Raw genomic sequence first — 26,243 nt, 5'->3', positions numbered from 1 at the left:
TGCCCGGGGGCGGAATCGAACCACCGACACGAGGATTTTCAATCCACTGCTCTACCCCTGAGCTACCCGGGCACGGGGAAGGCGGCTGCCTTCGGGTGGAGGCGTTCTAGGTCAGGTTGGGCGGGGTGTCCAGAGGGCTTTGTCACTTTTTTCAAGGCTCTGCCTTTATCACAAGAAGCCCGCCTGCGCGCGCCATTGGGCAGGTATGTTGGGTTGGGCGGAACGCAGTTGCCAAATGCGGGATGACGGGGATTAGTGCGGTTTGTCGCGGGCCTTTTGCGCCTCGGCCTCTTCCCAGGCGCGCTCCATATCCTCGGGGTCGCGGGAGGGTACGGAATAGTCCCCGCCCAGCCATTTGCCAAGGTCTACATCGGCGCAGCGTTTGGAGCAGAAGGGGCGCGTTTTGGGATCGCTCTTTTTGCCGCAGATTGGGCAGCTCATCACATCACCTCGCAGAGTGCGACGCGGTCGCGTTTGCGTTGCAATTCATAGTGGCCGAGGCCCGTCCAGCCGACAAGGGTGGTTTCCACCGTGCAAGCGCGGAAGGCGGCGCGCAGGGTGGTTTCGAACTGGCGACGGTCTTTCTTGGGCATCGGGGCGAGGTCAAGGACGATCTGTCCGCCCAAGCCACGCAGGCGCAATTGGCGCGGCAGATCGCGGGCGGCGGCCATGTTGGCCTTCATGCCCGCAGCAGGCGAGGTATCATTGCCGGTGTTCACATCGACGGCCACAAGCGCGCGGGTGGGTTCAATGAACATCGAGGCCCCACCGGAGAGCGGCACGCGGGCCTCTTGCGCCTCATCCAACGCATCAAGCACGCCGTGATCGGCAAAGGAGCCTTCATTGGCAGCGACATCCGCCGGGTCGGTCCACTCGCGCCAGGCCAGCGTATGCGGCCCGTCGCCTTCGGTGAGTTTTTCCGGCTCGCCCCCCTCGGCATCGCCCAGAACGGCAGTGGCCAGATCGACCATGGCGCGGATATCCTCGGCGATCTCGTCGTCACCCGCGTCAAGGCAGGAGGAGCGCAGGATCAGGCCCATTTCGACCCCGTCCATTTCAGCGTGGGCGATGGCGAGCAATTCATCGCGGCGTTCATCATCGCGGATTTGCCGCGAGATGTTGAGGCCCGGAGCCTCGGGGGTGACGATGGCATAGCGGCTTTTGAACAGAAGTTTCGAGGTGACCGGCAGGGCCTTGCCCGGCTCGGCATGGCCGGTGACCTGCACCAAGAGCGGCTGTCCGGGGCTGAGGCCCTTGACCTGCCGCAGAAAGACGGTGCCATCGGGGGTGCGCAGGAACATCCCCCCCTGCCCTTTCATCGGGCGGTCGGCAATGGCGCGGTAGATGGCGCCGGGGCGCGGGCCGTCCGCGTCAAGAAACAGGTCTTCGAGGCGACCATCGACCATGAGGGCCGCGGCCTCGGTGTCGTTGATGTGGTCGAGGGCGATCAGGCGGCCTTTCATGGCGTATCCTTGTAGATTGGGTAGCCTGCGGCGCGCAGGAGGGTGGCGGTTTCGGCCAGTGGCAGGCCGACAACGGCGGTGAAGGAGCCTTGGATCCACGGGATCAGGACACCGGCGGGGCCTTGGATGCCATAGCCGCCGGCCTTGCCCTGCCAATCGCCGGTGGCGAGATAGGCGTTGAGGTCCTCATCCGAGAGGCGCTTCATCTTGACGGTGGTGACAACGTCACGCTGCCAGAGCCGATCCCCGCGCCGGATGGCAACGGCGGTGATCACTTTGTGGCGGCGGCCCGACATGGCCAGCAGGAATTGCGCGGCTTCACCGGCATTTTCCGGCTTGCCCATGATGCGGCGGCCAAGGGCGACGGTGGTATCGGCGGACAGGACAATATCATCCGGCCCGGCCTCAACCGCCCATGCCTTTTGCCGCGCCATGCGGATGCAATAGGGGCGCGGCAATTCGGACTTTTCGGGGGTTTCGTCGATGTCGGGCGGGCGGATATCATCCGCCGCCACCCCGATTTGTGCCAGCAAGTCCCGCCTGCGCGGGCTGCCCGATCCGAGGATAAGTTTGGGGGGTTGCGTCATGTCAGCGCCCAGATTTGCAGCCGGGCGCCGGCCACGTTTTGCAGCGCTACACGCTTACCCGCACTGTCGCGAGGCCCGAAGCCTTGCGTTACTTGAATCGATAGTTGATCCGACCTTTGGTCAGATCATAAGGCGTCATTTCGACTTGCACCTTGTCGCCTGCCAGAACACGGATGCGGTTCTTGCGCATCTTGCCTGCCGTGTGGGCGATGATCTCATGGCCGTTTTCAAGCTCGACCCGGAACGTCGCATTCGGCAGGAGTTCCTTCACGACACCGGGAAATTCGAGCGTATCTTCCTTGGCCATGGTCTCTCCTTCATTGCATAATCCGCCAGATTTGCGGAACGCGCATTAAATGGGCCTATTCGCCGTGTTTTTCAAGGCCATAATCACCTCAGCCGGTGCTGTGTGACATCCTTGACGCGGGCGGGCTGCTCGTTCCAATGCGTTGCATTGAGCACATTGCCATCGGCGCGAACCCGCGCAATGGCGTCGATATCCACATCAGCCACGGTCCAGCCGGGGGTGTTGAGCAGACCTTCGGCCAAAACACCGGTGGGCGGGAAGCCTGCGTCGGGTGGGCCAAAGACGCCTCCGGTGCCAGTGTTCAGGTCAGCCACATTGTTCCATCGCGCATCGCCCACGGTGGATGCCATGACGGAGACGCATTGCGCCTCGAGCGCGCGGGCCATCGCACCGATGCGGACACGCCAATAGCCTTCGAGCGCCTCTGTGCAAGACGGAACAAGCAGAATGTCTGCCTCTTGCAGCGCACGCGCAAGAAGCGGGAATTCAGCGTCATAGCAGATGAGGATGCCGATTTTGCCCAAAGCGGTATCAAACAACGTGAGCGGACCGCCGGGCACGACCCCCATGGGCGCACGTTCCCAGCGGGTCATGATCTGTTTGTCTTGAATGCCCACTTCGCCGCTTGGGCCGAAAAATCGAGCCCGGTTGACGGGGTTTGGTCCGATAACGTCGTCGAAAACCGGTGCCGAGGCCGCGCAGATATAGACATTGAACCTTGCGGCAAGTTCTGCATGGAGCGCATCGACCTGTGGCATCTTATCCGAGATGGCGCGCAAGGACGCGGGAAGGTCAGCGGCCACGTGCAACCCGTCGAGTGTGGCCAATTCCATCGCGCCGTACTCGGGGAATACCAGCAATTCGGCCCCCTGCCCCACGGCCTCGGCGACCCAAGCCTCAAGCTTTTGGGCGTAGTCAGACCACAGATTGAACTGATCGAGCGGGTATGCGGCTGTGGCAATTCTCATTTGGTGCCCTCCTAAAGCCTGCCAAAGACATCGCTGAGGATCTTTTGCAGTCCATTGGCATCGTTTTGGTCAAAGGCGTGTGGCTGGTCGCTGTCGATGTCAAGCACACCAAGCAGTTCCCACGCTCCGTTAAAGACTGGCAAGACGATCTCGGAGCGCGTCGAACTGGAACAGGCGATATGCCCCGGGAAGGCCTCGACATCGGCCACCAGCTGGACAGATCCCGTGCGTGCCGCCGCGCCGCAAACACCACGTGAAAACGGGATGGTGAGGCACCCGTGGCCGCCTTGGTAAGGACCAACTTTGAGCATTTCGGGGCCAGTCACGCGGTAGAACCCGGTCCAGTCAAAACGGTCATCTGCATGGTGCACTTCACACACGACCGTGGCCATAAGGGCCACATCATCCGTTTCGCCCTCGGTCAGGGCGGCGATAGTCTTGGAGATTTCGGCGTAGTCGATCTGCATCTTGGCCCCGCGGTAGCATGTCCCGGCTGTTTAATCACATCCGGGACATGGGCCACAATGGGCAAGGGTCTTGTGCGCGGGGCTCAGACGCGTTCGATGGCAATGGCCGTGCCTTCGCCGCCACCAATGCAGATCGCCGCAACACCGCGCTTGAGGTCCCGCTTTTCCAAGGCATTCAGCAGCGTGACCATGATGCGCGCACCGCTGGCCCCGATGGGGTGGCCCAGCGCACAGGCCCCGCCGTTCACGTTCACCTTGTCGCGCGGCAGGCCCATTTCATGCATGAAGGCCATGGGGACCACGGCGAAGGCCTCGTTCACTTCCCACAGATCCACGTCATCCTTGGACCAGCCCAGTTTTTGCAGGAGTTTCTGTGCCGCTGGTACGGGGGCCGTGGTGAACCACCCCGGCGCTTGCGCGTGGCTGGCATGGCCCATGATCCGCGCACGGATATTCAGGCCCCTGGCCTCGGCCACGTCGCGCGAAGCGAGCAGAAGCGCTGCCGCGCCATCGCTGATCGACGAGGAGTTGGCCGGCGTCACCGTGCCATCCTTGCGGAAGGCCGGTTTAAGCTGTGGGATCTTGTCGGGCCGGGCCTTGGCGGGTTGTTCGTCTTCGGAAATCGTCACCTCGCCCTTGCGGGTGTGCAGGGTGACGGGGGCAATCTCGCCCTCAAACGCGCCGGATTTCTGTGCCGCCAGCGCCCCTTCGAGGGAGCCGATGGCATAGGCATCCTGCGCCTCGCGAGTGAATTGGAAAGTTTCGGCGCAATCTTCGGCAAAGGTGCCCATCAGGCGACCCTTGTCATAGGCATCTTCGAGCCCATCAAGGAACATATGATCCTGCACCTGCGCGTGGCCAAGGCGCGCGCCGCCGCGCATCTTGGGCAAAAGGTAAGGCGCACAGGACATCGACTCCATGCCGCCCGTGATCATCGTGTCGGTATGGCCCAATGCGATCTGATCAAAGCCGATCATCGCCGCCTTCATGCCAGAACCGCACATTTTGTTGAGGGTGGTGGCGGGCACCTCTTCGCCCAGACCCCCGGCAAACCCGGCCTGCCGCGCAGGGGCTTGGCCTTGGCCCGCGGGCAGAACGCAGCCCATAAGAACCTCGTCCACGGTCTCGGACCGCGCATCTGCCAGAGCCGCGCGAATCGCCGCCCCGCCTAGAACCGGGGCCTCGACCCCGTCGAAATCCCCCTGGAAACCGCCCATGGGCGTGCGGGCGGCGCCCGCGATGACAACTTCCTTCATCGCTTATTCCTCCTCTTTCGTGCCCATGAATACCGAATGGTAAGGAATGGGGTCTAGCCTCGGCCGTATTACTACCTACCGCCCGGAGGCATCATGGACCTGCAAAGCACAGAAACCAACAATACACTTATCATCACCGTCAATGAGGCGCGCATCGACGCCAGCGCTGCCATTCGCTTCAAGGACAGCATGCGCGCCTTGACGGAAAGCGGCCCGGCGAAAGCGGTGCTGGATTTGTCACAGGTGACCTTTGTTGACTCGAGTGGCCTTGGCGCGATTGTCGCATCGATGAAACAACTACGGTCGGGTCAACAACTTGATTTGGCCGGCCTGACCCCGGACGTGGCGAAAGTCTTCCGCCTGACGCGCATGGATTCGGTTTTCGTGATTCATGACAGCATAGAAAGCATGACACGGCAGGCCGCCGGATAAGGCTGCCCCCCTTCTTGCGCAGTAAAAATTCCCATGCTGGAAAGGCCCCGCCCATGGCACACCGGTTTTCCCTGAGTGAGACAGCCACGGAAAGCGGTGTGCGCAGGCTCTTGTCAAAGGGGCGTGCGCGGCTTGTGGCGGCGCATGTGCCGGCCTCCTGGCTTGGCACCATCGAACTGGTTTGGGCCGAGGCACTCAACAACATTGCCGAACACGCCTATGCGGGGCTCGAGCCCGGCAAAGTGCATATTGATGTGGCTATCGAGGAATTCGGCGTATCGGCAAGAATCCGCGACCGTGGCAGGCCGTTGCCGGGTTTGGAGGTACCCGTGGCGCAACTGCCCGAATCGGCCTGCCCGGTAGAAAGCCTTCCAGAGGGTGGATTCGGATGGTTCTTGATCAACGACCTCTGTGAGAGCGTGATCTATCAGCGTCAGAATGGTGAAAACCAGCTATCGCTTATCATTCACCCAAAGGAACACACGGCCTAGTCGAACAACCGCGCGCAAAACCGCATTCTTGTCACAATCTGTGCGCAGAACCGCCCGAATAGTCGGTCAAAAAGAACGAGTAGCTGCATAAGGCTTCCCTCGGCGCCGTGCTATTAACAGCCCCCACCCAGTGCGCGGCGTCGAGGTTTCTTCTTCCCGCAACACACGTTCCGCCCAAGACGCGGCAGTGGCGTTCCAGCCATCGCGAACCTTCTCGGCCCGGCGCCTCGCAGACAACGACCCCTCATTTACTTACATTTTGATTTTGTGTTTCTCCGTAACGCTTTATGGTCTTCTTGTGGACACCACAGGAGGACCAATGCGCGATTTCCATTTGCCCGGCCGTTCGGCCTGCTTCGCCACCAATGGCCTATGCGCCACGTCGCATCCTTTGGCGGCGAAAACGGCCATCGACATTCTTGAACGCGGCGGCAACGCCATGGACGCGGCGATTGCCGGAGCTGTTTTGCTGGGGATTTGCGAACCGCAGATGACTGGCATAGGCGGCGATTGCTTTGTGTTGTTCAGCGAACCGGGCATCGCCGAGGTCAAGGCGCTGAACGGATCGGGCCGTGCGCCGGCGGCGGCCAGTGCCGCGGATTTGCGTGCCAAAGGGCATGAAACCGTACCGCTCAATGGGCCAGAGGCGGTCACCATCCCCTGCGCCATAGATGCCTTTTGCCGATTGAGCGATGAGCATGGAAAGCTGGGCCTTGATGCCCTTTTGGCTCCCTCGATCCACTATGCCGAGGCAGGGGTTCCGGTTGCGCCACGTGTGGCTTTCGACTGGCCGACCTCTGGAAAAGCGCTGCAAGGTCATGGCGTTACGCATTACTCCAAGGCGGGACAACCGTATTCCACAGGCGAGGTCTTCCGCGCTCCGGGGCAAGCCGAGGTGCTGCGCCGGATCGCCAAACATGGGCGCGACGCCTTTTACACGGGCGAAGTGGCCGAGGATATGCTGGCCACTCTGAACGGCATGGGCGGCGTTCACAGCCCAGAGGATTTCGCGGTCGCGTCCTGCGACTACACCACGCCCGTGCGCGGGCAATATGGCGGTGTCGATTTGGTGGAACATCCGCCCAATGGTCAGGGCGCGACGGCCATCTTGATGCTTAACATCCTGAAACAATTTGACATTTCAAGAATGGACCCGCTTGGCGCACAGCGTGCTCATATCGAGGCGGAGGCGACGAAACTGGCCTATGACGCGCGGAATCGGATCATCGCGGACCCCGATTATACGGCGCGTTTGGAGCATATGCTGTCGCCTGACACGGCGGCGAAACTGGCCGCGTTGATTGATCCGCAGAACGCCATGCCGGCCGCAGCACCCTTAACGGAGGCGGTGCATAAAGACACCATTTATATCACGGTGGTGGACAAGGACCGGATGGCGGTATCGCTGATTTACTCTATTTTTCATGGGTTTGGCTCTGGCATCGCATCGGAGAAGTTCGGGATCTTGCTGCAGAACCGCGGCGCGGGATTCACCCTGACACCCGGTCACCCGAACGAGATGGCGGGTGGCAAGCGGCCCATGCATACGATCATTCCCGGGATGCTGGCCGACGAGAGTGGCGTCACCATGCCTTTTGGCGTGATGGGTGGGGCCTATCAGCCCAATGGACACGCGAGATTTGTCAGCAATATCACGGACTTCAACATGGACCCGCAGGCCGCGATCGACGCGCCGCGGAGCTTTTCGGACAACGGCGAGATGAAGGTCGAGCGCGGCTACGCCGACAGTGTGAAACAGGAATTGGCCGATATGGGCCATAAGGTGAGCACACCGGAGGAGGCCATTGGCGGGGCGCAGGCGATCCTGATCCGGCCCGATGGGGTGTTGGAGGGAGCCAGTGATGCGCGCAAGGATGGCTGTGCGCTGGGGTACTGAGCGAATCGGGTCTAAGCTCTTGAGTTAACAAGAAAACCCCCTGTCGGCATCGCATCGGTATGACGTCGGTATCGCGTCGGTATTTTTGACCGACGCCCGGCGGGTTAACAGGGCGCGCGGTGTGTTTCGTACGAAACCTACGTGAGTTTCGTACGCTTTGGCCAGCGCGCTCATCAGCCCTTGCGGGCTTCTTCGCGAAGAGCGGAGCGATGAGCGCTCACGGGTCACGTCATGGTGCGCAATGAATGCGCACCCTACGGCATAGCCGCCTGCAACAGCGTTAGTTCAGTTGGAAATGCAGCGGATAGGCACCGTCCTGAAACGGGCCGAAAAGATCGGGGATATCGGGGTGATCCACGGGTTCCCCGGAATAATCGGCCACGAGGTTCTGTTCCGAAACATAGGCCACGTAGTAGCTTTGATCGTTCTCGGCCAGAAGGTGATAGAAGGGTTGTTCCTTCGCGGGGCGGCTATCCTCGGGGATCGAGTGATACCATTCCTCGGTATTGGAGAACTCGGGGTCCACGTCAAAGACAACACCCCGGAACGGGTGCTTCTTGTGACGGACCACTTGGCCCAGATGATATTTCGCTCGTGTCTTTAGCATCATATTGCAGCCCCTATCCTCGCATCTTAAAGGTTTCAAGGCCGGTTTGTCTAATACCGGGGGCAATTTGGATGGGAAACAGTCTGTGAACCTTGCTTTGACAGTGCTTGAGATCGTGGCCCCGGTTTTCATGCTGGCGGCCATAGGGTTCGCATGGGTGAAGCTCGGATTCGACTATAACGTGGAGTTCGTCACCCGAATGGCGATGACCCTGTCAGTGCCTTGCCTGATCTTTGTCTCTCTCATGCAGACCGAGATCGACCCTGCGGCCCTGACCACGCTGTCGCTGGCCGCGGTCGTGGCTTATGGCGTGCTGACCGTGGCGATGCAGGTCTTGATGCGCGCGGGCGGTTTGGAGCAGCGGACCTATTCAGCGCCGATGATTTTCGGCAATACCGGCAACCTTGGCCTGCCGCTGGCCCTATTTGCCTTTGGCGAAACCGGGCTTGGCTATGCGGTGGTGGTCTTTGCGATCATGGCGATCTGGTCATTCACCTATGGAATCTGGCTGGTCTCGGGGGGCGGGTCGGTCTTGAAGGTGGTGAAGGAGCCGCTGGTGGCGGCCACCGTGCTGGGCGGCGTGTTCCTGTGGCAAGGCTGGGAGACACCCATCTTCGTGACAAATGCACTTGACCTAGTAGGCCAAATGGCGATCCCGCTGATGCTGATCACGCTGGGGGTGGCGGTGGCGCGGCTGACCCCGGGGCGGGTCAAACTGGCCACGGTACTGTCTGCCCTCAAGGTGGTGCTTTGTGCCGCGATCGGCTGGACCGTGGGGTTGTGGTTCGGGTTGGACGACACGGCCTTGGCGGTGCTGGTTTTGCAGGTGTCGACGCCGGTGGCGGTGACATCCTACCTTTTGGCGGAAAAATACGGCGCGGATGCGCAGGCCGTGGCCGGATTGGTGGTGGTCTCGACCTTGATGGCGGTGGTGGCCCTGCCCGTTTTGCTGGCATTTCTTCTCTGAGCGGGCACTCTGGGCGAATTCGTGATTTGAACCTGTGTCGCTTTGCGGTAGAATAAGAAAAAAAGACAAAAGCGAGAGGCAGTATGAGCAGAACTCTTCGCGCCATGATGATCGTGATGCTGGTGGCATCCTGTGGGGGTGGACGCGATAGCGGACCGCCACCCCGGAATTTGGATGATGCCTGTGCGATTGTCTCAGAGCGCCCGCAATACCTTCGTGCTTTCCGCGCGACCGAACGCCGTTGGGGCGTGCCGGTGCATGTGCAGATGGCAACCATTCACCAGGAATCGAAATTCGATGGCGACGCGCGAACGCCGTTCCGCTGGACCTTGGGGGTGATCCCCATGGGGCGGCAGAGCTCGGCCTATGGCTATAGTCAGGCGCTGGACGGGACTTGGGACGAGTATCTCGAGGAAACCCGTCGCTTCACGGCGCGGCGCAACGACATCCACGATGCCACCGATTTCATGGGCTGGTACATGGCGAAGTCGAACGAGAGCCTCGGGATTTCCATGAGCGACGCGCGCAATCAGTACCTTGCCTATCACGAGGGTCGCACCGGGTATTCACGCGGGTCTTACAACGCGAAACCCTGGCTTTTGCGGGTTTCAGCCAAGGTGGAAGAGCGCGCACGGATGTACGAGGCGCAGTTGCGCAGTTGTGGCGGACGGCGCGGTCTGTTCTGAAGACCAAGGGCGCGATGGAACAATCGCGCCCTTGAGTAATCGGTATACTGCCGTTTCGTTTTAGTCCGGCGGCTGCCCGACGTTGCGCCGGTTGGGAATAACGAACTGTTTGTTCGCCAGACGCACCCCGGTTTCGAGATCACCCAGGACCACCGTTGTCCGGCCTCCCGTGTCATCGGTAATGACCCATTGGCGCAGTTCGACGGGATTGGCCGTGAAAACCAGTTCGATGCTGCCGTATTCGGGATTCTTGGGGTCTTGCGCGCGGATCGTGGTGGTTTTGCCATCGCTGGCGTGGCCTGTGACCATGCGTTCGCGGGTCAGATCCACATTCCGCGCCAGAATGATCTTGAGCGGCGTGCGGTGCAGCGGATAGGCCTCGGGGTCGGTGTTCGACTTGGGATCGACAATGCCCACGGTATCGCCGTCTGCAATCACCAAGGTGCGTTCGGGTGGGGCGTATTCGAAACGCACGCGGCCCGGACGTTTTATGTAGATTTCACCGGTGCTGATCGTTCCGTCATCGTTGATCTGGGTGAATTCGCCCGAGGCGGTCGAAAACGAGTTCAGATAGCTGGAAATTTGCCCCAACGACAGTTTCTCCGCCGCAGCGGGGAGTGCCGTGGCAAGGCAAAGCGCCGCCGCAGGAAAAATACTTTTGATACGCATGTTGGCCATGCTCCTTACCTCGTGTCGTGTCGCGCCATTTAGCAATAGTGGGCGCTGTTATGCGATATCAAACCGCCTTATTGCGATATCAGCATCCCCGCGCCGGTAATCAAGGCCACAGCGGCAAGGCATAGCCCGACAAGCATCAAGATACCGTCGCGGGCGGTGAAGGCCAGGCCGATCAGCGCGATCGCAAGCATTGGCAATGCGGCGGCAAAAGGGATGATTTCAAGCGGTGGCACTAGCAGGCACAGGGCAATCACACACAGGGCGGCAAAGATTTTGGCCGGACGCGTCACCAGGTTTGCCAAGCGATGACCCAGCCAGCGGTCCATCCGGCGGGCCACAGGGCGGGCTTTTCGGGTGGCACGGTGCAAATTTTCGGCGGTGACCTGCCGGTTTTCGAGGAAGCTGGGCAACCAGAAATGCCACCGCCCGAATAGGATCTGGACGGTAATCAGGATCAGGATGATCGCAAAGAAGGTTGGAACGCCCGGGATACCTCCAAGCGGCGACGCGCCCAACAGGGCCGTTACGAATATGAGCGGCCCGAAACCGCGATCGCCGATGGCCTCGACAACGTCGCCAACGGACACGTCTTCTTCCTGCTCGGCCAACTCTTTTATTTCATCCAGCAGGTTTTCGGCGTTCCCAGCCATTCATTCACTCCACACGCGTCGGTTCGCAACACCCTGCCAACGCGCAGCATTGGCGAATGTTTCACTACGGCAAGCTCAAAACAAAACTGAAACCCGTGCTGCGTCATCGGGTTTTCCCGAGTTCACAACAGGAGTTCGGGGGTTCCGGTCAGGACCGGGGACGCCACACCATCTGCCGGCGACAATACCAACAAGCATTCGCAACTGCGTCCGGCACCGAGCCCAAAGGCAGCAATGTCATAGTCAATCGCCCGCGCCGGAAGCACGATGGATTTCGCGCCACAGCCCGTGACTTTGACGCGCCCGCTTTTGCACAGGACCCGCCCGACGGATGTTGCCTCGCGCAGGCGGCGAAACTCGGAGGTCTGCGGCTCGCACGGACCATGTTCGTGCACCCGCAGACGGGCCTTCACAATACCGTCACGACCAAGCGCCACACAGAAAAAGCCAAGCCGCTGCATCGTCACATGCGTTGGTTCATCGGCAATGAACTGCGAGGGAGAGATATCCGCATCGGCCAGGAACAGCGCGCCGGCCTCGATATCCAAGGCCTTCGCCTGCTCTTCGGCAACGCTTGGTTCGGGCAATCCCAAAGCCGCACGACGCCTCTGCATCAGGCGTGCGCGCGACATGAGATACCGTTGCGGGTAGCTATGCGCCGCCGCACCCATTGCCAGCGCACGCAAGGCGAGATCCATGTCGTCCACACCCTCCAGCGCGCCTGCCTGCTCAAGCTGCATCGCCATATGCCCCAATCCCCGGGCCAATTTGCGTCGCGTCTTGGCATCGGCCTCGGACGCCACAGCTATTGCTGTCACAAGTTCGGCCCGGGTGGCAGCGTCCATTACTGCTCTGGCACCAGAATCTCGCGTTTGCCGACGTGGTTGGCGGCACTCACGACGCCTTCTTCCTCCATCTGCTCCACGAGCCGCGCGGCCTTGTTATAGCCGATGGCCAGCTTGCGCTGGATATAGGAGGTGGAGCATTTGCGATCCTTGATGGCGATGGCGACGGCCTGATCGTAAAGCGCATCTTCGCCATCGGTGTTGCCCCCCGTCGAAAGGCCAAGCACCTGGTCGATGCTATCGGCTTTCTCGTCTTCGGGGCCGTCTTGGACACCGCTTACGTAGGAGGGCGGACCGTAGGCCTTGAGATGGGTGACGACCTCTTCGACTTCTTCGTCCGAGACGAAGGGCCCGTGGCAACGGGTGATTTTGCCGCCGCCTGCCATGTAAAGCATATCGCCCATACCAAGCAGTTGCTCGGCCCCCATTTCGCCAAGGATGGTGCGGCTGTCGACCTTGGAGGTCACCTGGAAGGAAATCCGGGTGGGGAAGTTGGCCTTGATGGTGCCGGTGATCACATCGACCGAGGGGCGTTGTGTTGCCATGATGAGGTGGATGCCCGAAGCGCGGGCCATCTGCGCAAGCCGCTGGATGCAGGCCTCGATTTCCTTGCCGGCGACCATCATCAGGTCGGCCATCTCGTCGACGATGACGACGATGTAGGGCATTTTCTCGGGCGCGAATTCTTCCGTTTCGAACACCGGCTCGCCCGTGTCGTCGTCAAAGCCGGTTTGCACGGTGCGCGAGAACATTTCGCCCTTGGAGAGCGCCTCTTGGACGCGACCGTTGTAGCCGTCGATATTGCGCACGCCCATCTTGGACATCTTGCGGTAGCGGTCTTCCATTTCCGCCACGACCCATTTGAGGGCCACGACCGCCTTTTTGGGGTCGGTCACGACGGGCGACAGAAGATGCGGGATGCCGTCATAGACCGAAAGTTCCAGCATCTTGGGGTCGATCATCACAAGGCGCAGGTCTTCGGGCGTGAGCTTGTAAAGCAGCGACAGGATCATGGTGTTGATCGCCACGGATTTACCCGAGCCGGTGGTCCCGGCAATCAGCAGGTGAGGCATCTTGGCGAGGTTGGAGACCATCGGATCGCCGCCGATATCCTTGCCCAGTGCCAGCGGCAGTTTCTGGTTGCCGTCGCCGTAATCGCGGCTGGACAGAATCTCGCGGAAGCTGACCATCTCGCGGTTGTCGTTGGGAAGCTCGATGCCGATGACCGACCGGCCCGGCACGGTGCTGACCCGTGCCGAGAGCGCCGACATGGAACGCGCGATATCATCGGCAAGGCCAATGACGCGGCTGGCCTTGAGGCCGGGGGCCGGTTCCAACTCGTACATGGTGACAACGGGGCCGGGGCGGACCGAAACGATTTCGCCCTTCACGCCGTAGTCATCCAGCACGTTTTCCAACATGCGCGCGTTTTCTTCCAACGCCTCATCAGAGAGGTGATGCCGCGTGATGTTGTCGGGGTTGGTCAGCAGGTTGAGCGGCGGCAGGTCGTATTCCGGTTGGGGAGCCTCTTCGAATTGCAGGGTCGGCTGTGCCTCGGCCATGGCGCGGGTCGAGGGTTGCGGCGCCTTGCGGGTGTTGTGCTGCACGACCTTCTTGGGTTCGGCCGCAGGAATGCGGGGCTGAGCCACTTGCGCTTGAACAGGCTGCGCCTCGGGCTGTGCCTCGGGCATCGGCGCGTCCATCGCCACATGCGGTTCGGCCTGTGGCTGGGATGCGCTCAGCGGCGGCTCGGCTGGCATCATCGGCTGTTGCTGCGCCGCGGTCAGCGGCGGCTCTGGCGGAAGGCCCTGCCCTGCCCCGGTGTTGAGGATCAGCGGGTCGGGGCCACGGCCCCGGCCCTTGGTCAGGGGGGCCACGCTTTCGGCCTGCACGGCGGGGTTCTGACGCACGCGTGACTTGATCACATCGGCGATGCGGGCGCGCACGCGGTCTTCTCCGGGGGCATCGACATCAGCCGTCATCACGGGTGTTTCGATCAACTCGGGTTCGGGGTCTGGTTCGGGACGGCGCATGAGCGACGGCATGCGCGACAGGAAGCCGCCGGAGTGCTCTTCCTCGGCCATCTCGGGCGCAGCGGGGTTCGGAGCGGTGGGAATGGGCGCGCGGCGCACGACGGGTTGCGCTGGCATGGCGGCCTCGGCGCGGGCGTATTCCTCGGCTTCGGCGCGCGCGGCGGCGCGGCGGGCACGGGCGTCAGCGGCCTTGGCTTGCACACCTTGGGCGGCATGGACGGCCCCGGTGGCCCCACGGCCCAAAAGCGCCATGATCCAGGCATAGGTCATAATAATACCGACCAGAAGGAAGCGGCCAAGGCGCGCCAGCTCTGGCCGGGTGAAGCCCAGAACGAAGGCACCCATCGCCAGCATTCCAACACCCAGCGCCAGCGATACGAGCTTGAGGCCAAGGCTTGCACTGAGGGGCAGTATGCCCAGAAGCGAGCCGAGCACTGTATCGCCGAAAAGCCCGCCCAAGCCGAAGCTATGGGTCGCGGCCCATGTCTCGCCGGGGGCAAGCGAGGAAGCATAAAGCGACAGGACCGCGATCCAGATGGGGGCGAAGATCAACCGGCCAAAGGCGCGGTCTTCACCACGGTGCAGGGCGAAACGCAAACCCCAAGCGCCCAGAACGATGGCCAGCCCCCAAGCGCCCCAGCCCACGATCATGAAAAGCGGTGCGGCAATGGAGGCGCCAAACCGGCCCATCCAGTTTTGCACCGGCGCATCGGTGGCCGACATCCAGCTGGGATCGTCGGGGTGGTAAGAGGCGATCATTGCGGCGGCCACGGCCCCAAGCACGATAAGTGCGATGCCGATCAACTCCTTGCCGCGCTTTTCGATTGCCTCGGCCATGGTGCTGTCAAGCAGCGGGTCGCGCCCGCGTGTCTGATATGCCATCTTGTCCCTCGTCCTCAATTTATCGGTAGAGACAGTCGCGAAGGCGGGTAAGGCCCTGCGCCATCTCGTCTTTTGGGGCCACCATGGCGACCCGGATATATCCTTGGCCGGGGTTTGTGCCCCCGACCTCGCGGCTTAGGTAGGCGCCGGGCAGAACCCGCACGCCGGTGTCTTTCCAAAGTTTCAGCGCCGCGTCTTCGCCATCCTCGACCGGAAGCCAGAGGAAAAACCCCGCCTCGGGGCTTTGATAGCCCGGTATCTCGCCCAAGAGGTCATCGGCCAGCGCGTATTTTTCGGCGTAGAGCGCGCGGTTTTCCTCAACATGCGCCTCGTCGGCCCAAACCTTTTCGGCCACCCGTTGCAGGGGCATGGGAAGCGGCGCACCGGCGTAGTTGCGAAGCTGTTTCAGGCGGGCGATGGTCTCCGGCCCACCAGCCACGAAGCCGCTGCGCAACCCCGGCAGGTTGGAGCGTTTGGACAGGCTGTGGAAGATGACCACGCGTTCAAGGCTTGCGCCGATGTCTTGGGCCACTTGCAGAGCCCCGGCGGGGGCCTCGCCCCGGTAAATCTCGGAATAGCATTCGTCGGCGAAAATCTGGAAATCGTGTTTTTCGCCAAGGGCTATGAGGTCGCGCCAATAGTCATAGCTGGCCACCGCCCCTTGCGGGTTGGAGGGTGAGCAGAGGTAGACAACGGCGGTTCGGTCAAGGATTTCGGGCGACACCTGTGTGAAATCGGGCAAGTGGCCGGTCTCAGCCGTGGCGGGCAGGAGGACAGGTTCCGCGCCGACGCTGATCGCGGCAACCATGTAGACCTGATAGAAGGGGTTGGGCAGAAGGACCACGGGCTGGCCGCCCTTGGTTTCGGGGCAAAGCGCCATCATGGCGTTGTAAAGCCCTTCGCGCGTGCCATTGAGGGCCATGACGTGACGCTCGGGATCAAGCGCCACGCCATAGCGGCGCTGCACCCAATCGCAAACCGCCTGCCTCAGTTCAATCGTGCCTTCGTTGACAGGGTAGCGGCCAAACTCGGCGGTGTTTTCGGCGATGATATCCCCCACCCACGCCGGGAAGGCGTGTTTGGGCTCTCCAATGGTCATATGCATCACCTCGCCGCCGGGCGCATGGGCGTCCAACAGGCTCCGCAGGCGCGGAAACGCATAGGCCGGTAGGTTCGAAAACCGCTCGGGAAACATCAATACTGCCTCAAAGTTCGGGATCGTTATCGCCCCGTTTGAGGGTGAATCTACTCAAGCGATTGGCATAGGTCCAGCAAAACCAATGTCTTGACAGGTATATTGTGGCATTTTCGCAGTGGGAGTTACGGGTTAAGCGCGGCCTCGGCGGATTTGGCAAGGCGCAGGAGCCGTTCTTCTGCGTTCGGCGCGCCACAGAGGAGGAGGCCGCAACCGGGCGTTCCGGTGGGCAGGGTCACGCCGCAACCGCCCATCAGGTTGCCGACTCGCGTATTGCGCAGGGTGAGCAGGTTTTCGGTGACGTAATACTCATCATCCGACATGAGTTTTTCGGCATTGGGCGGCATGTTGGGGGCGGCGGGCATGATCACCGCGTCAAAGCCCGCGGTGCGGGCGTTGTAGGCGGCACGCAGGTTGTCCAGCTTTTGCCATGCGGCGACATAGTCGGAGGCTTTGAAGTCTTTGCCGCTGCGGAAACGGTCGAGGATGGCGGGGAACATCTTATCCGGGGCGGCTTCGATGATGCTAGACCAAGTGCCGTAGGCCTCAGAGGTGTAGAGGATGCCGGACATGGGCATGGCCTCGGAGACCTCGGGGGAGGTGATGCGCTCGATCACCGCCCCTGCGTCTTGCAGGCGCTGGACAGTTTCGTTGAAGGCTTTGAGCGGAGCCTCACGGATATCGTCGAAAACCACGGTGTCGAGAATGGCAAGGCGCTTACCCTTGAGGGAGGCCCCGCGCAGGTCGGCGGGCTTGGTGCCTTCGAGGGCGGCGAGCATGAGGGTGGCGTCTTCGACCGTGCGGGCCAGCGGGCCGACGCTGTCGAACTTCGCGGCCAGCGGCACGACCCCTTCGAGCGAGAGCCGGCCCGAGGTGGTTTTGAGGCCCACAAGATCGTTCCACGCGGAGGGGATACGCACCGAGCCGCCCGTATCGCTGCCGATCCCACAGGCGGCAAGGCCGAAAGCGACGGAAGCCGCGGCACCGGAGCTGGAGCCGCCGGGAACGGCACCTGCGTCGTTGATGTTGGGCGGTGTCGCGGTGATCGGGTTGAGGCCGAGGCCCGAGAAGGCCAGTTCGCTCATGTGGGTTTTGCCGAGGCAGACAAGCCCCGCTTGCGAGGCGTTGCGCAGCACGCGGGCGTCGGTGTCGGGCACCCGGCCTTCCAGCAGGGCGCTGCCGGCCTCGGTTGTGCAACCTGCTGTATCAAAAAGATCTTTCCAGCTGATCGGCACACCATCGAGGGGGCCAAGGCGCAGCTTGGCCTTGGCGCGCTCGGAAGCCGCTTGGGCCTCGGCGCGGGCGCGCTCGTGCGTCACGGCGGAATAGATGCGGTCGCGGGCCTCATGCGTTTCAATCGCGTCGAGATAGGTTTCGGTCAGCTCCACAGGGTCAATCTCACCCTTGCCAATGCCCTTGCCCAAATCCGCCGCTGTCATGGTCAGCCAGTCGCGCATGCCCTGCCCCTTCCTAAAGATGTCGAAAGACACGGTAGCGGCAGCGGGGCGCATGGACAATCCCGCGAGAACGTCCATATTGCGGGCCATGGAACATGATACCGATATTGCCATCGTCGGCGGCGGGCTGAACGGCCCGGCCCTTGCCATCGCCCTTGCCCAAAAAGGCTTTCGCGTGACCGTGATCGACAGCCTGTCGGAAACGGTGCGCAAGAACGCGGCGTTTGACGGGCGGGCCTATGCGCTGGCTATGGCGTCGGTGCGCCTGTTGCGGGCCATCGGGGTGTGGAGCCGGGTTGAGGACAACAGCCAGCCGATGCTGGAAATCAAGGTGAGCGACGGGCGCGCGGGCGAAGGGCCATCGCCGTTTTTCATGCATTTCGATCATGCCGAGATCGAAGAAGGGCCGATGGGCCATATGCTGGAAGATCGGTACCTGCGGCGGGCTTTTCTGGAAGCGATGAAGGAAGAGCCGAACATCACCCAGTTGCGCGATACGGTTGTCGCGCAGGAGGTGGAAACCGGCGGTATGCGCGTGACCTTGGAATCCGGCAAAACCCTTTTATGTCAATTGCTTGTGGGGTCGGACGGGCGCGCATCCGGCACCGCGCAGCGGGCCGGGATCAAGCGCAGCGGCTGGGGCTATGGGCAGACGGCGCTTGTGGCGGCGATTGAACATGAGGCGCCGCATAATGGCGTGGCGCATCAGTTTTTCATGCCACCGGGGCCTTTGGCGATCTTGCCGCTGCCGGGGAATGTCAGCTCAATCGTCTGGAGCGAAACCGATGAAACGGCGGCGCGGTTCGCGGCGTTGTCGGATGCGGAATTCATGGAGGTTCTGCGCCCCCGGTTTGGCGATTTTCTGGGTGATATCAAGCTCAAGGGCAAGCGGTTCACCTATCCTTTGAACCTGACCATTGCCAACCATTTCGTGGCGTCGCGCGTGGCACTGATTGGCGATGCGGCGCATGGGATGCACCCGATTGCCGGGCAGGGATTGAATGCCGGGTTAAGGGATGTGGCGGCCTTGGCGCAGGTCTTGGACGAGGCACAGAAGCGCGGTGAGGATATTGCCGCGCCTGACGTTCTGGCGCGGTATCAGCAGTGGCGGCGGTTTGATACGGCCACTCTGGCGCTGGTGACGGATGCCACCAACAAGCTGTTTTCAAACGACAATCCGATCTTGCGCTTTGGCCGTGATCTGGGGATGGGGGCGATCAATGCCATGCCGAAGCTGCGCCGGGCCTTTATCCGCGAGGCGGCGGGCCTGACCGGGGATTTGCCCGATTTGATGAAGGGTTGAGCGGCGGGCAAGGATTTTCGAAAATCCTTGCACAAGCGATTTCGAAATCGCTTGCGGGTTCGGGCCGCTACCCGCGTTCCAGCACCCGGATCATCGTGTCGCCATAGCGGCGTTCATCGAGCAGGGTCAGCCCCTCGGGTGGGGTGATCTCGGCGCTTTCTTCCCAGACGATCAGGGCCTCATCGGCGATCCAGCCGCCCGCGAGGGCGGCGGTGAGGGCCGCCTCGCCCATCTGTTTGCCATAAGGCGGGTCAAGAAAGACGAGGGTTGCGGGCGTGCTGGGGCAATCGCCCAGTTTGCGGGCGTCGCGTTGCAGGATGCGGGTGTCATCCTCGGCCCGGCAGATGCCGATGTTTTGCCGAAGGAGCTTGAGCGAGGTCCGGCCGTTTTCGACGAAGGTCACACCTTCGGCCCCGCGCGACAGCGCCTCAAGCCCAAGCGCGCCGGTGCCTGCGAAGAGGTCCAGCACGGTGGCCCCATCGCAGGGGTCACCAAAGCCACCCGCCAGCATGTTGAAGAGGCTTTCGCGCACGCGGTCGGCGGTAGGGCGCAGGTGCGCCCCTGCATCCCCCTTGCCGACAGAAGCCAGACGACGGCCGCCGAAATCTCCGCCGATGATCCTCACGCCCGCAGGAGGGTTTTGAGGTCAGTCTCGGGGTTGGCGATGGCCGCAGGGTCGGCGGTTTTGCCCGCGTCGATCAGGCGTTTGCCGACCATGTAGGCGCGCGCGTCGTTCATGGCGTCCACGGCGAGGAGTTGATCGCCCTTGAAGTACCAAAACGAGACATGCCCGTCGGCATCGCCGGGGCGGGTGACGATGTGGTCATAGCCGGTGTTGAGGCCTGCGATTTGCAGTTTCACATCGTATTGGTCGGACCAGAACCACGGTTGCGGGACGTATGTCTTGCCCGCGCCCATGATGTTTTCGGCCACGCATTCGGCCATGTCGATGGCGTTGGGGACCGATTCAAGGCGGATGCGCGTGCCGTTCCATGGGAAGGAGGCGCAATCGCCCGCGGCCCAGATGGCCGGGTCGCTGGTGCGGCCTTGGTCATCGCATTTGATGCCATTGTCGATGAGCACGCCCGAAAGCTCGGCCAAGGTGGTGGCGGGGGTGATGCCGACGCCGACGATGACGAAATCAATGCTGAGTTCGCTGCCGTCGCTGAGGCGGGCACCGGTGACGCGGGTCTCGCCCAGCAGGGTTTCAAGGCCGATGCCTTCGCGGATGTCGACGCCGTGCGAGGTGTGCAGCGCGCGGAAGTAATCCGAGGTTTCGGGGGCGGCCACCCGTTGCAGGATACGGTCGGCCATTTCCACAAGCGTGACCTTGAGGCCCTTGGAGGCGGCGACGGCGGCGGCCTCAAGCCCGATGTAGCCACCGCCGACGATCAGGACATGGCGGCCTTCGGTAAACTCGGGCGCCATGGTGTCGGCGTCTTTCAAATCGCGGACGGTGTAGACGCCCTGCAATTCCCCCCCGATGCTGCCGGGAAGCCGGCGGGGAACCGAGCCGGTGGTGAGCACCAGATGATCATAGGGGATGGTATGGCCACCGGCGATGACGCATTTATCGGCGCGGTCGATTGCGGTGACCGTTTCGTTTAGATGCAGGTCGATCCCGTTTTCGCCATAATAGCTTTCGGGGCGCAGGAAGAGGCGTTCAAGCTCCATTTCGCCCAGCAGGTATTTCTTGGAGAGCGGCGGGCGTTGGTAGGGCGGCACGGGTTCTTCGCCGATCAAGGTGATCCTGCCCTCGTACCCGAGGCTGCGCAGTTTGGCCACGCAGGACGACCCCGCCTGCCCTGCCCCGATCACGACTATCCCGGTCATCCTGTTCCCTTCCTTTTTCATGGTCACACCCTTTAGGTGTCCCTATATCTACCCATACTGGAAACGCAATTGATAGACAGGGAGCGACAATGAGCATTTCAAAAGGCGACAAACTTCCCGACGCGACATTGGTTCAGATGGGGGCCGAGGGGCCAGAAGAGGTGGCACTGGCCGATAAGGTGAAGGGCCGCAAGGTGGTAATTTTCGCCGTGCCGGGGGCCTATACGCCGACGTGTCATTCGGCGCATGTGCCGAGTTTCATCCGCACCAAGGATCAATTCGATGCCAAGGGCGTGGATGAGGTCATCTGTGTCTCGGTCAACGATCCCTTCGTGATGGGCGCTTGGGGTGAGGCCACAGGGGCCGCTGCCGCCGGGATCACCATGCTGGGCGATCCCGAATCGGCTTTCACGAAGGCGATTGGAATGGATTTCACCGCGCCGCCGGTGGGGCTGATTGCCCGCTCCAAGCGCTATGCCATGGTGGTCGAAGATGGCGTGGTGGCCGCTCTGCACGAGGAAGAAAACCCCGGTGCCTGCGAGGTGTCGGCGGGTGAGGCGCTGCTTGAGGCGGTATAAGACGAGCCGAGCTTGCCTGCGAGGCCCTGTCCCGGGCTTGACCCGGGGTGCGACGGGTTTGCGCCGCACCTGAATTCAAAAGCGAAAAGCCCCGGTCTTTGGCGCGACCGGGGCTTTTTCGTGAACCATCGCTTGGGTCAGCCGGCCTTGCGCAGATCTTGGATCATCGCGTCGATGTTTCCTTGGCGGCGGTCCAGCATGGCCCCGATCTCGGTGCGTTCGGTCAGGCGCAGGCTGACGCCTTCGATCACCATGTCAAAAAACAGGTCCTTGCCCGAGCGGTCGGACACGAGGAACAGCACTTCGAAGGGCGATTCACCGCGTAGGTAGACGGTGGAGCGGACCTCGTGCCAGGATTTCACGCGGCGCACGCCTTTGACCTCGATCTTGCCGCCGACGAATTCATTGAAACGCTTGCCGTATTTGCGCGCGATATAGCTGCGGAAGGCATCGGTGAAGGCGCGCATTTGCGCGGCCGTGGCGCGGCGCGAATCCGCGCCCAGCGTTGAGCGCGCGATGATATTCACATCGGCGTAGCGCGCAAAGATGCTCTCGAAATCGCGAATCATCGAGGAGACGGGTTTGCCGGATGCAATGACGCGGTTGATTTCCTTCACGATGCGGTCGACCAAAGCCTTGGCCGATGAATCGGTGAGGGCGAAAGACAGGGTCGGCGTCGTCCCCAAAGCGGCTGCGGCAGCCCCTGCGGCAATCAATTGTCTGCGCGAGAAATCAGTTTTCATAAGGGTCCTCATACGGGTCATCATATGGGTCGACATAGCTTTCCCCGCCAGTGCCGCCCAGTTCAAATCGGCGATTTTGAAGATAAAGTGATCGCGCCTGCGCATAGCTATCGGCGCTTTCGTAGAGTATGGAATCGATTGTATCGGAATACCGACCGCGGTCGCTCAGTCGCGATGAAACCGATGCCGCAGTGCCGTAGTAGTTCTCGGGGTCGTCGATAACATAGGTCAGCGGGTTGGTGAAAACATCGACCACCTTGCCCCATGTATCGCGTTCGGTGGACGGCCCAAGGAGCGGCAGTTCGACATAGGCCCCCTCACGCGCGCCCCAGACATGCAGCGTTTGGCCAAAATCGGCATCGGTCGGGGCGGGCATGCCCATTTCGCTGGCCGGATCGAAGAAACCTCCCAGTCCGACGGTTGAATTGATCGCGAAGCGATAGAGATCCTGACTTGCGCCACGTCCGTTGCCTTGCAGCACGTTGTTCACGATGGCACCGGGGATCGACAGGTTGAAAGCGAACCGCCCGATAACCGTTTCGATGTCATCCGGCAAAAAGTTGCTGTAGCCGCGCCCCGCGGGACGGATAATGGCGCGGTCAAGGCTTCGGTTGAATTCATGCACCTTGCGATTCTGCGCTTCGTAGGGATCGAATGGCTCACCCGCCGGGTGCGAGGGCCCGGGGTTGGCGCAGGCCGCCAAAACGCCAAAACACGCGATGGCTGCAAGGCCGCGAAGGCCTGAAACAAACGAAGCAAGAAACATTGGCAGCAACCGGTCCCGAAATTGATGTGCAGACGTTCTACATAGACTATCACAAAACATTGCCCAGAAGCACGGGATAGACAAGCGCCTGTCTGTGGCAGATCAGGCACAGGCATTGTGCGCAGCGCGCCGTCAAAGGTGAACGCCGTGCTGTCCGGCATGCCGGTGGACGCCTTCATCCGCACCCAAGCACAAGGGTCGATCGCCTATCTGCTGGAGCCCATTTTTTTGTTGTTTCGCATGGGCGTTCCGAGAATAGCCGCAAAACCGCCAAAACTGACCGCGTTTTGGGTTTCGTTTGCGCGGGCGGGGCGCTAGCGTCCGCGCAACGCAATCCATGAGGGAGGACGGATCATGGGAAAGTACGAAGCGAAACTGGCCGAAATGGGTGTAACCCTGCCCGACGCCCCGGCCCCGGCGGCGAATTACGTGCCTTACGTGCAGGTGGGCGACATGCTGTATGTCTCGGGCCAGATTTCCAAGGATGGCGATACACTGATCACTGGGAAGCTGGGCGATGATATGGAAACCGCGCAGGGAGCGGAAGCGGCCAAGGTTTGCGCGATTGCGCTTCTGGCGCAGGTGAAAGCAGCCTGCGGTGGGGATCTGGACCGGCTCAAGCGGGTGGTGAAGCTGACCGGCTTCGTGAATTCGACCGCTGATTTTGGCGAGCAGCCGCATGTGGTGAACGGGGCCTCGGATTTCATCGGCGAGGCGCTTGGCGATGCAGGCAAGCATTCGCGCTCGGCGGTCTCTGCGGCGGCCCTTCCTTTTGGCGTCGCGGTCGAGATCGAAGGGATTTTTCAGATCGGATGACCCGCCCCCTGCCCGACGCCTTTCGGCGTATCCCCATGGCGCACCGGGCCTTGCACGACAAGGCTGCGGGGCGGGTTGAGAACTCGCGCGCGGCGGTCAAGGCCGCGCTATCAAAGGGATACGGGGTCGAGATTGACGTGCAGCCATCGAAAGACGGCTGTGCGATGGTGTTTCACGACTACGATCTGAAACGGCTGACCGGGCAGCACGGGGCGATTCAGCAGCGTCAGGCCGAGGATCTTGGGCAGGTCGCATTGCTGGGCGGCGATGAGGGCATTCCGACGCTTGGCGAGGTGCTGAAGTTGGTCAGTGGAACGGTGCCTTTGTTGATCGAGTTGAAGGATCAGCATGGCCAAATGGGCCCAACCGATGGCCAGTTGGAGGCCGCGGTGGTCAACGAGTTGCAAGGCTATGCCGGGCCGGTCGCCGTGATGTCGTTCAACCCCGAAATGGTGGCGCGACTGGCGGCACTGGCCGCGGATGTGCCGCGCGGCCTGACCACGGCGGCCTTTAGCCCTGAGAATTGGCCGCTTTTGAAACCGCAGGTGCGCGACCGGCTGCGCACGATCCCGGACTATATGCGGGTGGGCGCGTCCTTTATTAGCCACGACGTGAATGATCTGGATAGTCCACGTGTGGCCGCATTGAAGGCGCAAGGCGCGGATATTCTATGCTGGACGGTGAAATCACAGGCACAGGAACAGGCCGCGCGCCGTGTTGCCTGCAATATAACCTTCGAAGGCTATCTGCCTGAATTTCCGGCTTGATTCCGTGGCTGGAGGCCACACCTTAGCCGCATGGCCGAACAAGAGCTTTCCATAACCCTGCACGAGAGCCTGTCGCGCATCGGCGCGGCGGATTGGGATGCTTGCGCCTGCCCTGAGGCGGGGAACGGTGGGCGGCCTCATGATCCGTTCACCACCTACCGGTTTCTGAAGGCCTTGGAAGACAGCCGCTCGGTCGGCACCGGGACGGGTTGGACCCCGCATTACATGATGGTGGAGATGGGCGGCGAGGTGATCGCCTGTGCGCCGCTTTACCTGAAGTCCCATAGTCAGGGTGAATATATCTTCGATCACAACTGGGCGCATGCCTATGAGCGCGCAGGCGGGCGGTATTATCCCAAATTGCAAATCGCGGTTCCCTTCACGCCGGTCACTGGGCGGCGGTTCTTGGTGAAGCCGGGGCATGAGGGCGCGGGCCGCGCGGGGTTGATCCAAGGGGCGGTGCAAGTGGCGGAAAACAATGGGCTTTCCTCGGTTCACGTAACATTTTGCACCGGCGAAGAGGCCGAGGCCGGCGCGCAGATGGGGATGATGGCGCGGGCCAGTCAGCAGTATCATTGGGAAAATCGCGACTACCAGGGTTTTGACGATTTTCTGGCCGATCTGAGTTCGCGCAAGCGCAAAACGATCCGCAAAGAGCGCAGGCAGGCGCAGGAATTTGGCGGGGAAATCAAGCAGTTGACCGGCGATGCCATCCAACCGCATCACTGGGATTCGATTTGGGAGTTCTATCAAGACACCGGCGCGCGAAAGTGGGGGATGCCCTACCTCACCCGGCAATTCTTTGAAATCGCTCATGAAACCTTGCGCGATGACATCCTTTTGGTGCTGGCCGAACGCGATGGGCAGTGCATTGCCGGGGCGATGAACCTGATTGGACGTGATGCGCTTTATGGGCGATACTGGGGTTGCATCGAGCACCACCCCTGCCTGCATTTCGAGCTATGTTATTATCAGGCAATGGATTTTTCGATTGCGCAGGGGTTGGCCACGGTGGAGGCCGGGGCGCAGGGGGAACACAAACTGGCACGCGGGTATTTGCCGGTGAGCACCCATTCGCTGCACTGGATGCGCGATGCGGGCTTTGCCGAGGCGGTCGCGCAATACCTTGAGGCAGAGCGGGCCGCTGTTGAGGAAGACATTGAAATTCTTACGAAATTCGGCCCATTCAAGAAAACGGACATGGAGGACCACCAATGACCGAGAAACTGAGCGACACCGCACGGGAAACCACGCTTGAACCGCTGTTAAATGACGGCTGGGAGATGGTCGAGGGGCGTGACGCTATCAAAAAAACCTTTGAATTCAAGAACTTCGTGGATGCCTTTGGCTATATGACGCGGGTGGCGATCTGGGCCGAGAAATGGAACCACCACCCCGAATGGTTCAATGTTTACAAGACCTTGGAGGTCACGCTGAGCACGCATGACGTGGGCGGCCTGAGTTCGCTGGACGTGAAACTGGCGCGCAAGATGGACGTGCTGTATTCGGGCGACTGATTTTCGTACGAGTCGTACGCATGACCCCCCGGTTTCGTACGAAACTTCGGGG

29 protein-coding genes and 1 tRNA gene are annotated in these 26,243 nt (G+C 61.6%); 11 read left to right on the top strand and 19 right to left on the bottom strand.

Translation table 11 applies throughout. The features are described from left to right. From QZ498_RS12350 to QZ498_RS12315, 8 genes are all read right to left on the bottom strand, one after another. A tRNA-Phe gene (locus tag QZ498_RS12350) sits at positions 1–72 on the bottom strand. A gap of 180 nt (positions 73–252) precedes the next feature. Next, positions 253–441, bottom strand: coding sequence for a DNA gyrase inhibitor YacG (locus QZ498_RS12345; protein WP_294622662.1), 189 nt, complete (start codon positions 439–441; stop codon positions 253–255). Next, a complete protein-coding gene (locus QZ498_RS12340; RefSeq protein WP_294622661.1) occupies positions 441–1,463 on the bottom strand; it encodes a ribonuclease E/G in 1,023 nt (340 codons plus the stop codon). The genes QZ498_RS12345 and QZ498_RS12340 overlap by 1 nt, the downstream gene beginning before the upstream one ends. After that, a complete protein-coding gene (locus QZ498_RS12335) occupies positions 1,460–2,050 on the bottom strand; it encodes a nucleoside triphosphate pyrophosphatase (protein ID WP_294622659.1) in 591 nt (196 codons plus the stop codon). Before QZ498_RS12335 ends, QZ498_RS12340 begins: the two co-directional genes overlap by 4 nt. 88 nt (positions 2,051–2,138) lie before the next feature. Beyond that, positions 2,139–2,357: a translation initiation factor IF-1 gene (gene infA / locus QZ498_RS12330; protein ID WP_005978431.1), complete on the bottom strand. Its 219-nt coding sequence runs from the start codon at positions 2,355–2,357 to the stop codon at positions 2,139–2,141. Between the two features lie 83 nt (positions 2,358–2,440). Beyond that, positions 2,441–3,325, bottom strand: a complete 885-nt coding sequence (locus tag QZ498_RS12325) for a carbon-nitrogen hydrolase family protein (protein ID WP_294622656.1) — start codon at positions 3,323–3,325, stop codon at positions 2,441–2,443. A gap of 11 nt (positions 3,326–3,336) precedes the next feature. Continuing rightward, the gene (locus QZ498_RS12320) at positions 3,337–3,792 is read right to left on the bottom strand and encodes a GAF domain-containing protein (RefSeq protein ID WP_294622654.1); all 456 of its coding nucleotides are present in this window, start codon (positions 3,790–3,792) and stop codon (positions 3,337–3,339) included. An 83-nt stretch (positions 3,793–3,875) separates the two neighbouring features. Beyond that, on the bottom strand, positions 3,876–5,048 hold the full coding sequence (locus QZ498_RS12315) for an acetyl-CoA C-acyltransferase (RefSeq protein ID WP_294622652.1): 1,173 nt from the start codon (positions 5,046–5,048) through the stop codon (positions 3,876–3,878). A 93-nt stretch (positions 5,049–5,141) separates the two neighbouring features. Here QZ498_RS12315 and QZ498_RS12310 point away from each other — a divergent pair, with 93 nt between their 5' ends. The 3 genes from QZ498_RS12310 to QZ498_RS12300 all read left to right on the top strand — a co-directional run bounded on the left by QZ498_RS12310 (position 5,142) and on the right by QZ498_RS12300 (position 7,868). Beyond that, positions 5,142–5,480, top strand: a complete 339-nt coding sequence (locus QZ498_RS12310) for an STAS domain-containing protein (RefSeq protein WP_294622650.1) — start codon at positions 5,142–5,144, stop codon at positions 5,478–5,480. A gap of 53 nt (positions 5,481–5,533) precedes the next feature. Continuing rightward, the gene (locus QZ498_RS12305; protein WP_294622648.1) at positions 5,534–5,971 is read left to right on the top strand and encodes an ATP-binding protein; all 438 of its coding nucleotides are present in this window, start codon (positions 5,534–5,536) and stop codon (positions 5,969–5,971) included. A 319-nt stretch (positions 5,972–6,290) separates the two neighbouring features. Beyond that, complete coding sequence (locus QZ498_RS12300; protein WP_294622646.1) at positions 6,291–7,868, top strand: gamma-glutamyltransferase family protein; 1,578 nt, start codon at positions 6,291–6,293, stop codon at positions 7,866–7,868. Positions 7,869–8,148: 280 nt separating this feature from the next. On the opposite strand, the gene hspQ is transcribed toward QZ498_RS12300, so the two are convergent. Beyond that, positions 8,149–8,475, bottom strand: a complete 327-nt coding sequence (gene hspQ, locus QZ498_RS12295; RefSeq protein WP_294622666.1) for a heat shock protein HspQ — start codon at positions 8,473–8,475, stop codon at positions 8,149–8,151. An 85-nt stretch (positions 8,476–8,560) separates the two neighbouring features. Between hspQ and QZ498_RS12290 the strand changes: the two genes are divergently transcribed. Both QZ498_RS12290 and QZ498_RS12285 read left to right on the top strand, forming a co-directional pair. Beyond that, positions 8,561–9,442 (top strand): AEC family transporter, encoded by an 882-nt coding sequence (locus QZ498_RS12290; RefSeq protein WP_294622644.1) that lies wholly within the window; start codon positions 8,561–8,563, stop codon positions 9,440–9,442. An 83-nt stretch (positions 9,443–9,525) separates the two neighbouring features. Further along, a complete protein-coding gene (locus tag QZ498_RS12285; protein WP_294622642.1) occupies positions 9,526–10,128 on the top strand; it encodes a lytic transglycosylase in 603 nt (200 codons plus the stop codon). Positions 10,129–10,188: 60 nt separating this feature from the next. On the opposite strand, the gene QZ498_RS12280 is transcribed toward QZ498_RS12285, so the two are convergent. The 6 genes from QZ498_RS12280 to QZ498_RS12255 all read right to left on the bottom strand — a co-directional run bounded on the left by QZ498_RS12280 (position 10,189) and on the right by QZ498_RS12255 (position 17,868). Next, on the bottom strand, positions 10,189–10,797 hold the full coding sequence (locus tag QZ498_RS12280; protein WP_294622640.1) for an outer membrane lipoprotein carrier protein LolA: 609 nt from the start codon (positions 10,795–10,797) through the stop codon (positions 10,189–10,191). Positions 10,798–10,874: 77 nt separating this feature from the next. After that, complete coding sequence (locus tag QZ498_RS12275) at positions 10,875–11,456, bottom strand: exopolysaccharide biosynthesis protein (protein WP_294622638.1); 582 nt, start codon at positions 11,454–11,456, stop codon at positions 10,875–10,877. Positions 11,457–11,578: 122 nt separating this feature from the next. Beyond that, entirely contained in the window at positions 11,579–12,301 is a 723-nt protein-coding gene (locus QZ498_RS12270; RefSeq protein ID WP_294622636.1) for a hypothetical protein, read from the bottom strand. After that, the gene (locus QZ498_RS12265) at positions 12,301–15,216 is read right to left on the bottom strand and encodes a DNA translocase FtsK (protein WP_294622634.1); all 2,916 of its coding nucleotides are present in this window, start codon (positions 15,214–15,216) and stop codon (positions 12,301–12,303) included. Before QZ498_RS12265 ends, QZ498_RS12270 begins: the two co-directional genes overlap by 1 nt. A 19-nt stretch (positions 15,217–15,235) precedes the next feature. Beyond that, positions 15,236–16,411: an aminotransferase class I/II-fold pyridoxal phosphate-dependent enzyme gene (locus tag QZ498_RS12260; RefSeq protein WP_294622633.1), complete on the bottom strand. Its 1,176-nt coding sequence runs from the start codon at positions 16,409–16,411 to the stop codon at positions 15,236–15,238. A 125-nt stretch (positions 16,412–16,536) separates the two neighbouring features. Beyond that, a complete protein-coding gene (locus tag QZ498_RS12255) occupies positions 16,537–17,868 on the bottom strand; it encodes an amidase (protein WP_294622631.1) in 1,332 nt (443 codons plus the stop codon). 52 nt (positions 17,869–17,920) lie between these two features. Between QZ498_RS12255 and QZ498_RS12250 the strand changes: the two genes are divergently transcribed. Next, positions 17,921–19,171 carry a UbiH/UbiF/VisC/COQ6 family ubiquinone biosynthesis hydroxylase gene (locus QZ498_RS12250; protein ID WP_294622629.1) on the top strand — a complete coding sequence of 417 codons (1,251 nt, stop codon included), beginning with the start codon at positions 17,921–17,923 and terminating at the stop codon, positions 19,169–19,171. A 67-nt stretch (positions 19,172–19,238) separates the two neighbouring features. Here the strand turns inward: QZ498_RS12250 and rsmD are convergent, their stop codons facing one another. Both rsmD and QZ498_RS12240 read right to left on the bottom strand, forming a co-directional pair. Further along, positions 19,239–19,796, bottom strand: coding sequence for a 16S rRNA (guanine(966)-N(2))-methyltransferase RsmD (gene rsmD / locus QZ498_RS12245; protein WP_294622627.1), 558 nt, complete (start codon positions 19,794–19,796; stop codon positions 19,239–19,241). Next, positions 19,793–21,004 carry an FAD-dependent oxidoreductase gene (locus tag QZ498_RS12240; RefSeq protein ID WP_294622625.1) on the bottom strand — a complete coding sequence of 404 codons (1,212 nt, stop codon included), beginning with the start codon at positions 21,002–21,004 and terminating at the stop codon, positions 19,793–19,795. Before QZ498_RS12240 ends, rsmD begins: the two co-directional genes overlap by 4 nt. An 89-nt stretch (positions 21,005–21,093) precedes the next feature. Here QZ498_RS12240 and QZ498_RS12235 point away from each other — a divergent pair, with 89 nt between their 5' ends. Then, a complete protein-coding gene (locus QZ498_RS12235) occupies positions 21,094–21,582 on the top strand; it encodes a peroxiredoxin (RefSeq protein ID WP_294622623.1) in 489 nt (162 codons plus the stop codon). Positions 21,583–21,719: 137 nt separating this feature from the next. On the opposite strand, the gene QZ498_RS12230 is transcribed toward QZ498_RS12235, so the two are convergent. Next, positions 21,720–22,325, bottom strand: a complete 606-nt coding sequence (locus QZ498_RS12230) for a phospholipid-binding protein MlaC (protein WP_294622622.1) — start codon at positions 22,323–22,325, stop codon at positions 21,720–21,722. Next, positions 22,315–23,091 carry a VacJ family lipoprotein gene (locus QZ498_RS12225; protein ID WP_367117645.1) on the bottom strand — a complete coding sequence of 259 codons (777 nt, stop codon included), beginning with the start codon at positions 23,089–23,091 and terminating at the stop codon, positions 22,315–22,317. The genes QZ498_RS12230 and QZ498_RS12225 overlap by 11 nt, the downstream gene beginning before the upstream one ends. 354 nt (positions 23,092–23,445) lie before the next feature. Here QZ498_RS12225 and QZ498_RS12220 point away from each other — a divergent pair, with 354 nt between their 5' ends. The 4 genes from QZ498_RS12220 to QZ498_RS12205 are packed head-to-tail and all read left to right on the top strand — an operon-like array spanning position 23,446 to position 26,191. Then, the gene (locus tag QZ498_RS12220; protein WP_294622620.1) at positions 23,446–23,907 is read left to right on the top strand and encodes a RidA family protein; all 462 of its coding nucleotides are present in this window, start codon (positions 23,446–23,448) and stop codon (positions 23,905–23,907) included. Beyond that, positions 23,904–24,674 carry a glycerophosphodiester phosphodiesterase family protein gene (locus QZ498_RS12215; RefSeq protein ID WP_294622618.1) on the top strand — a complete coding sequence of 257 codons (771 nt, stop codon included), beginning with the start codon at positions 23,904–23,906 and terminating at the stop codon, positions 24,672–24,674. The genes QZ498_RS12220 and QZ498_RS12215 overlap by 4 nt, the downstream gene beginning before the upstream one ends. Positions 24,675–24,704: 30 nt before the next feature. Next, positions 24,705–25,892, top strand: coding sequence for a GNAT family N-acetyltransferase (locus QZ498_RS12210; RefSeq protein ID WP_294622616.1), 1,188 nt, complete (start codon positions 24,705–24,707; stop codon positions 25,890–25,892). After that, a complete protein-coding gene (locus tag QZ498_RS12205; RefSeq protein ID WP_294622614.1) occupies positions 25,889–26,191 on the top strand; it encodes a 4a-hydroxytetrahydrobiopterin dehydratase in 303 nt (100 codons plus the stop codon). The genes QZ498_RS12210 and QZ498_RS12205 overlap by 4 nt, the downstream gene beginning before the upstream one ends. The last annotated feature ends 52 nt before the right edge of the window (positions 26,192–26,243 follow it).

Origin of the sequence: uncultured Roseovarius sp., assembly GCF_913057115.1 — a bacterium.
Classification (GTDB): domain Bacteria; phylum Pseudomonadota; class Alphaproteobacteria; order Rhodobacterales; family Rhodobacteraceae; genus Roseovarius.
Note: the sequence above shows the minus strand (reverse complement) of the source record. Positions and strands in the feature narration are given on the sequence as shown.

Bases quoted from the DNA above. Each gene is read 5' to 3' on its own strand.
- hspQ (WP_294622666.1), bottom strand. From the start codon at position 8,475: ATGCTAAAGACACGAGCGAAATATCATCTGGGCCAAGTGGTCCGTCAC.
- QZ498_RS12300 (WP_294622646.1), top strand. From the start codon at position 6,291: ATGCGCGATTTCCATTTGCCCGGCCGTTCGGCCTGCTTCGCCACCAAT.
- QZ498_RS12270 (WP_294622636.1), bottom strand. From the start codon at position 12,301: ATGGACGCTGCCACCCGGGCCGAACTTGTGACAGCAATAGCTGTGGCG.
- QZ498_RS12215 (WP_294622618.1), top strand. From the start codon at position 23,904: ATGACCCGCCCCCTGCCCGACGCCTTTCGGCGTATCCCCATGGCGCAC.
- QZ498_RS12325 (WP_294622656.1), bottom strand. From the start codon at position 3,325: ATGAGAATTGCCACAGCCGCATACCCGCTCGATCAGTTCAATCTGTGG.
- QZ498_RS12240 (WP_294622625.1), bottom strand. From the start codon at position 21,004: ATGACCGGGATAGTCGTGATCGGGGCAGGGCAGGCGGGGTCGTCCTGC.
- QZ498_RS12345 (WP_294622662.1), bottom strand. From the start codon at position 441: ATGAGCTGCCCAATCTGCGGCAAAAAGAGCGATCCCAAAACGCGCCCC.
- QZ498_RS12255 (WP_294622631.1), bottom strand. From the start codon at position 17,868: ATGCGCGACTGGCTGACCATGACAGCGGCGGATTTGGGCAAGGGCATT.
- QZ498_RS12275 (WP_294622638.1), bottom strand. From the start codon at position 11,456: ATGGCTGGGAACGCCGAAAACCTGCTGGATGAAATAAAAGAGTTGGCC.
- QZ498_RS12210 (WP_294622616.1), top strand. From the start codon at position 24,705: ATGGCCGAACAAGAGCTTTCCATAACCCTGCACGAGAGCCTGTCGCGC.
- QZ498_RS12235 (WP_294622623.1), top strand. From the start codon at position 21,094: ATGAGCATTTCAAAAGGCGACAAACTTCCCGACGCGACATTGGTTCAG.
- QZ498_RS12205 (WP_294622614.1), top strand. From the start codon at position 25,889: ATGACCGAGAAACTGAGCGACACCGCACGGGAAACCACGCTTGAACCG.
- QZ498_RS12225 (WP_367117645.1), bottom strand. From the start codon at position 23,091: ATGTTTCTTGCTTCGTTTGTTTCAGGCCTTCGCGGCCTTGCAGCCATC.
- QZ498_RS12305 (WP_294622648.1), top strand. From the start codon at position 5,534: ATGGCACACCGGTTTTCCCTGAGTGAGACAGCCACGGAAAGCGGTGTG.
- QZ498_RS12250 (WP_294622629.1), top strand. From the start codon at position 17,921: ATGGACAATCCCGCGAGAACGTCCATATTGCGGGCCATGGAACATGAT.
- QZ498_RS12315 (WP_294622652.1), bottom strand. From the start codon at position 5,048: ATGAAGGAAGTTGTCATCGCGGGCGCCGCCCGCACGCCCATGGGCGGT.
- QZ498_RS12230 (WP_294622622.1), bottom strand. From the start codon at position 22,325: ATGAAAACTGATTTCTCGCGCAGACAATTGATTGCCGCAGGGGCTGCC.
- QZ498_RS12335 (WP_294622659.1), bottom strand. From the start codon at position 2,050: ATGACGCAACCCCCCAAACTTATCCTCGGATCGGGCAGCCCGCGCAGG.
- QZ498_RS12220 (WP_294622620.1), top strand. From the start codon at position 23,446: ATGGGAAAGTACGAAGCGAAACTGGCCGAAATGGGTGTAACCCTGCCC.
- QZ498_RS12285 (WP_294622642.1), top strand. From the start codon at position 9,526: ATGAGCAGAACTCTTCGCGCCATGATGATCGTGATGCTGGTGGCATCC.
- QZ498_RS12260 (WP_294622633.1), bottom strand. From the start codon at position 16,411: ATGTTTCCCGAGCGGTTTTCGAACCTACCGGCCTATGCGTTTCCGCGC.
- QZ498_RS12310 (WP_294622650.1), top strand. From the start codon at position 5,142: ATGGACCTGCAAAGCACAGAAACCAACAATACACTTATCATCACCGTC.
- QZ498_RS12265 (WP_294622634.1), bottom strand. From the start codon at position 15,216: ATGGCATATCAGACACGCGGGCGCGACCCGCTGCTTGACAGCACCATG.
- QZ498_RS12280 (WP_294622640.1), bottom strand. From the start codon at position 10,797: ATGCGTATCAAAAGTATTTTTCCTGCGGCGGCGCTTTGCCTTGCCACG.
- infA (WP_005978431.1), bottom strand. From the start codon at position 2,357: ATGGCCAAGGAAGATACGCTCGAATTTCCCGGTGTCGTGAAGGAACTC.
- QZ498_RS12340 (WP_294622661.1), bottom strand. From the start codon at position 1,463: ATGAAAGGCCGCCTGATCGCCCTCGACCACATCAACGACACCGAGGCC.
- QZ498_RS12320 (WP_294622654.1), bottom strand. From the start codon at position 3,792: ATGCAGATCGACTACGCCGAAATCTCCAAGACTATCGCCGCCCTGACC.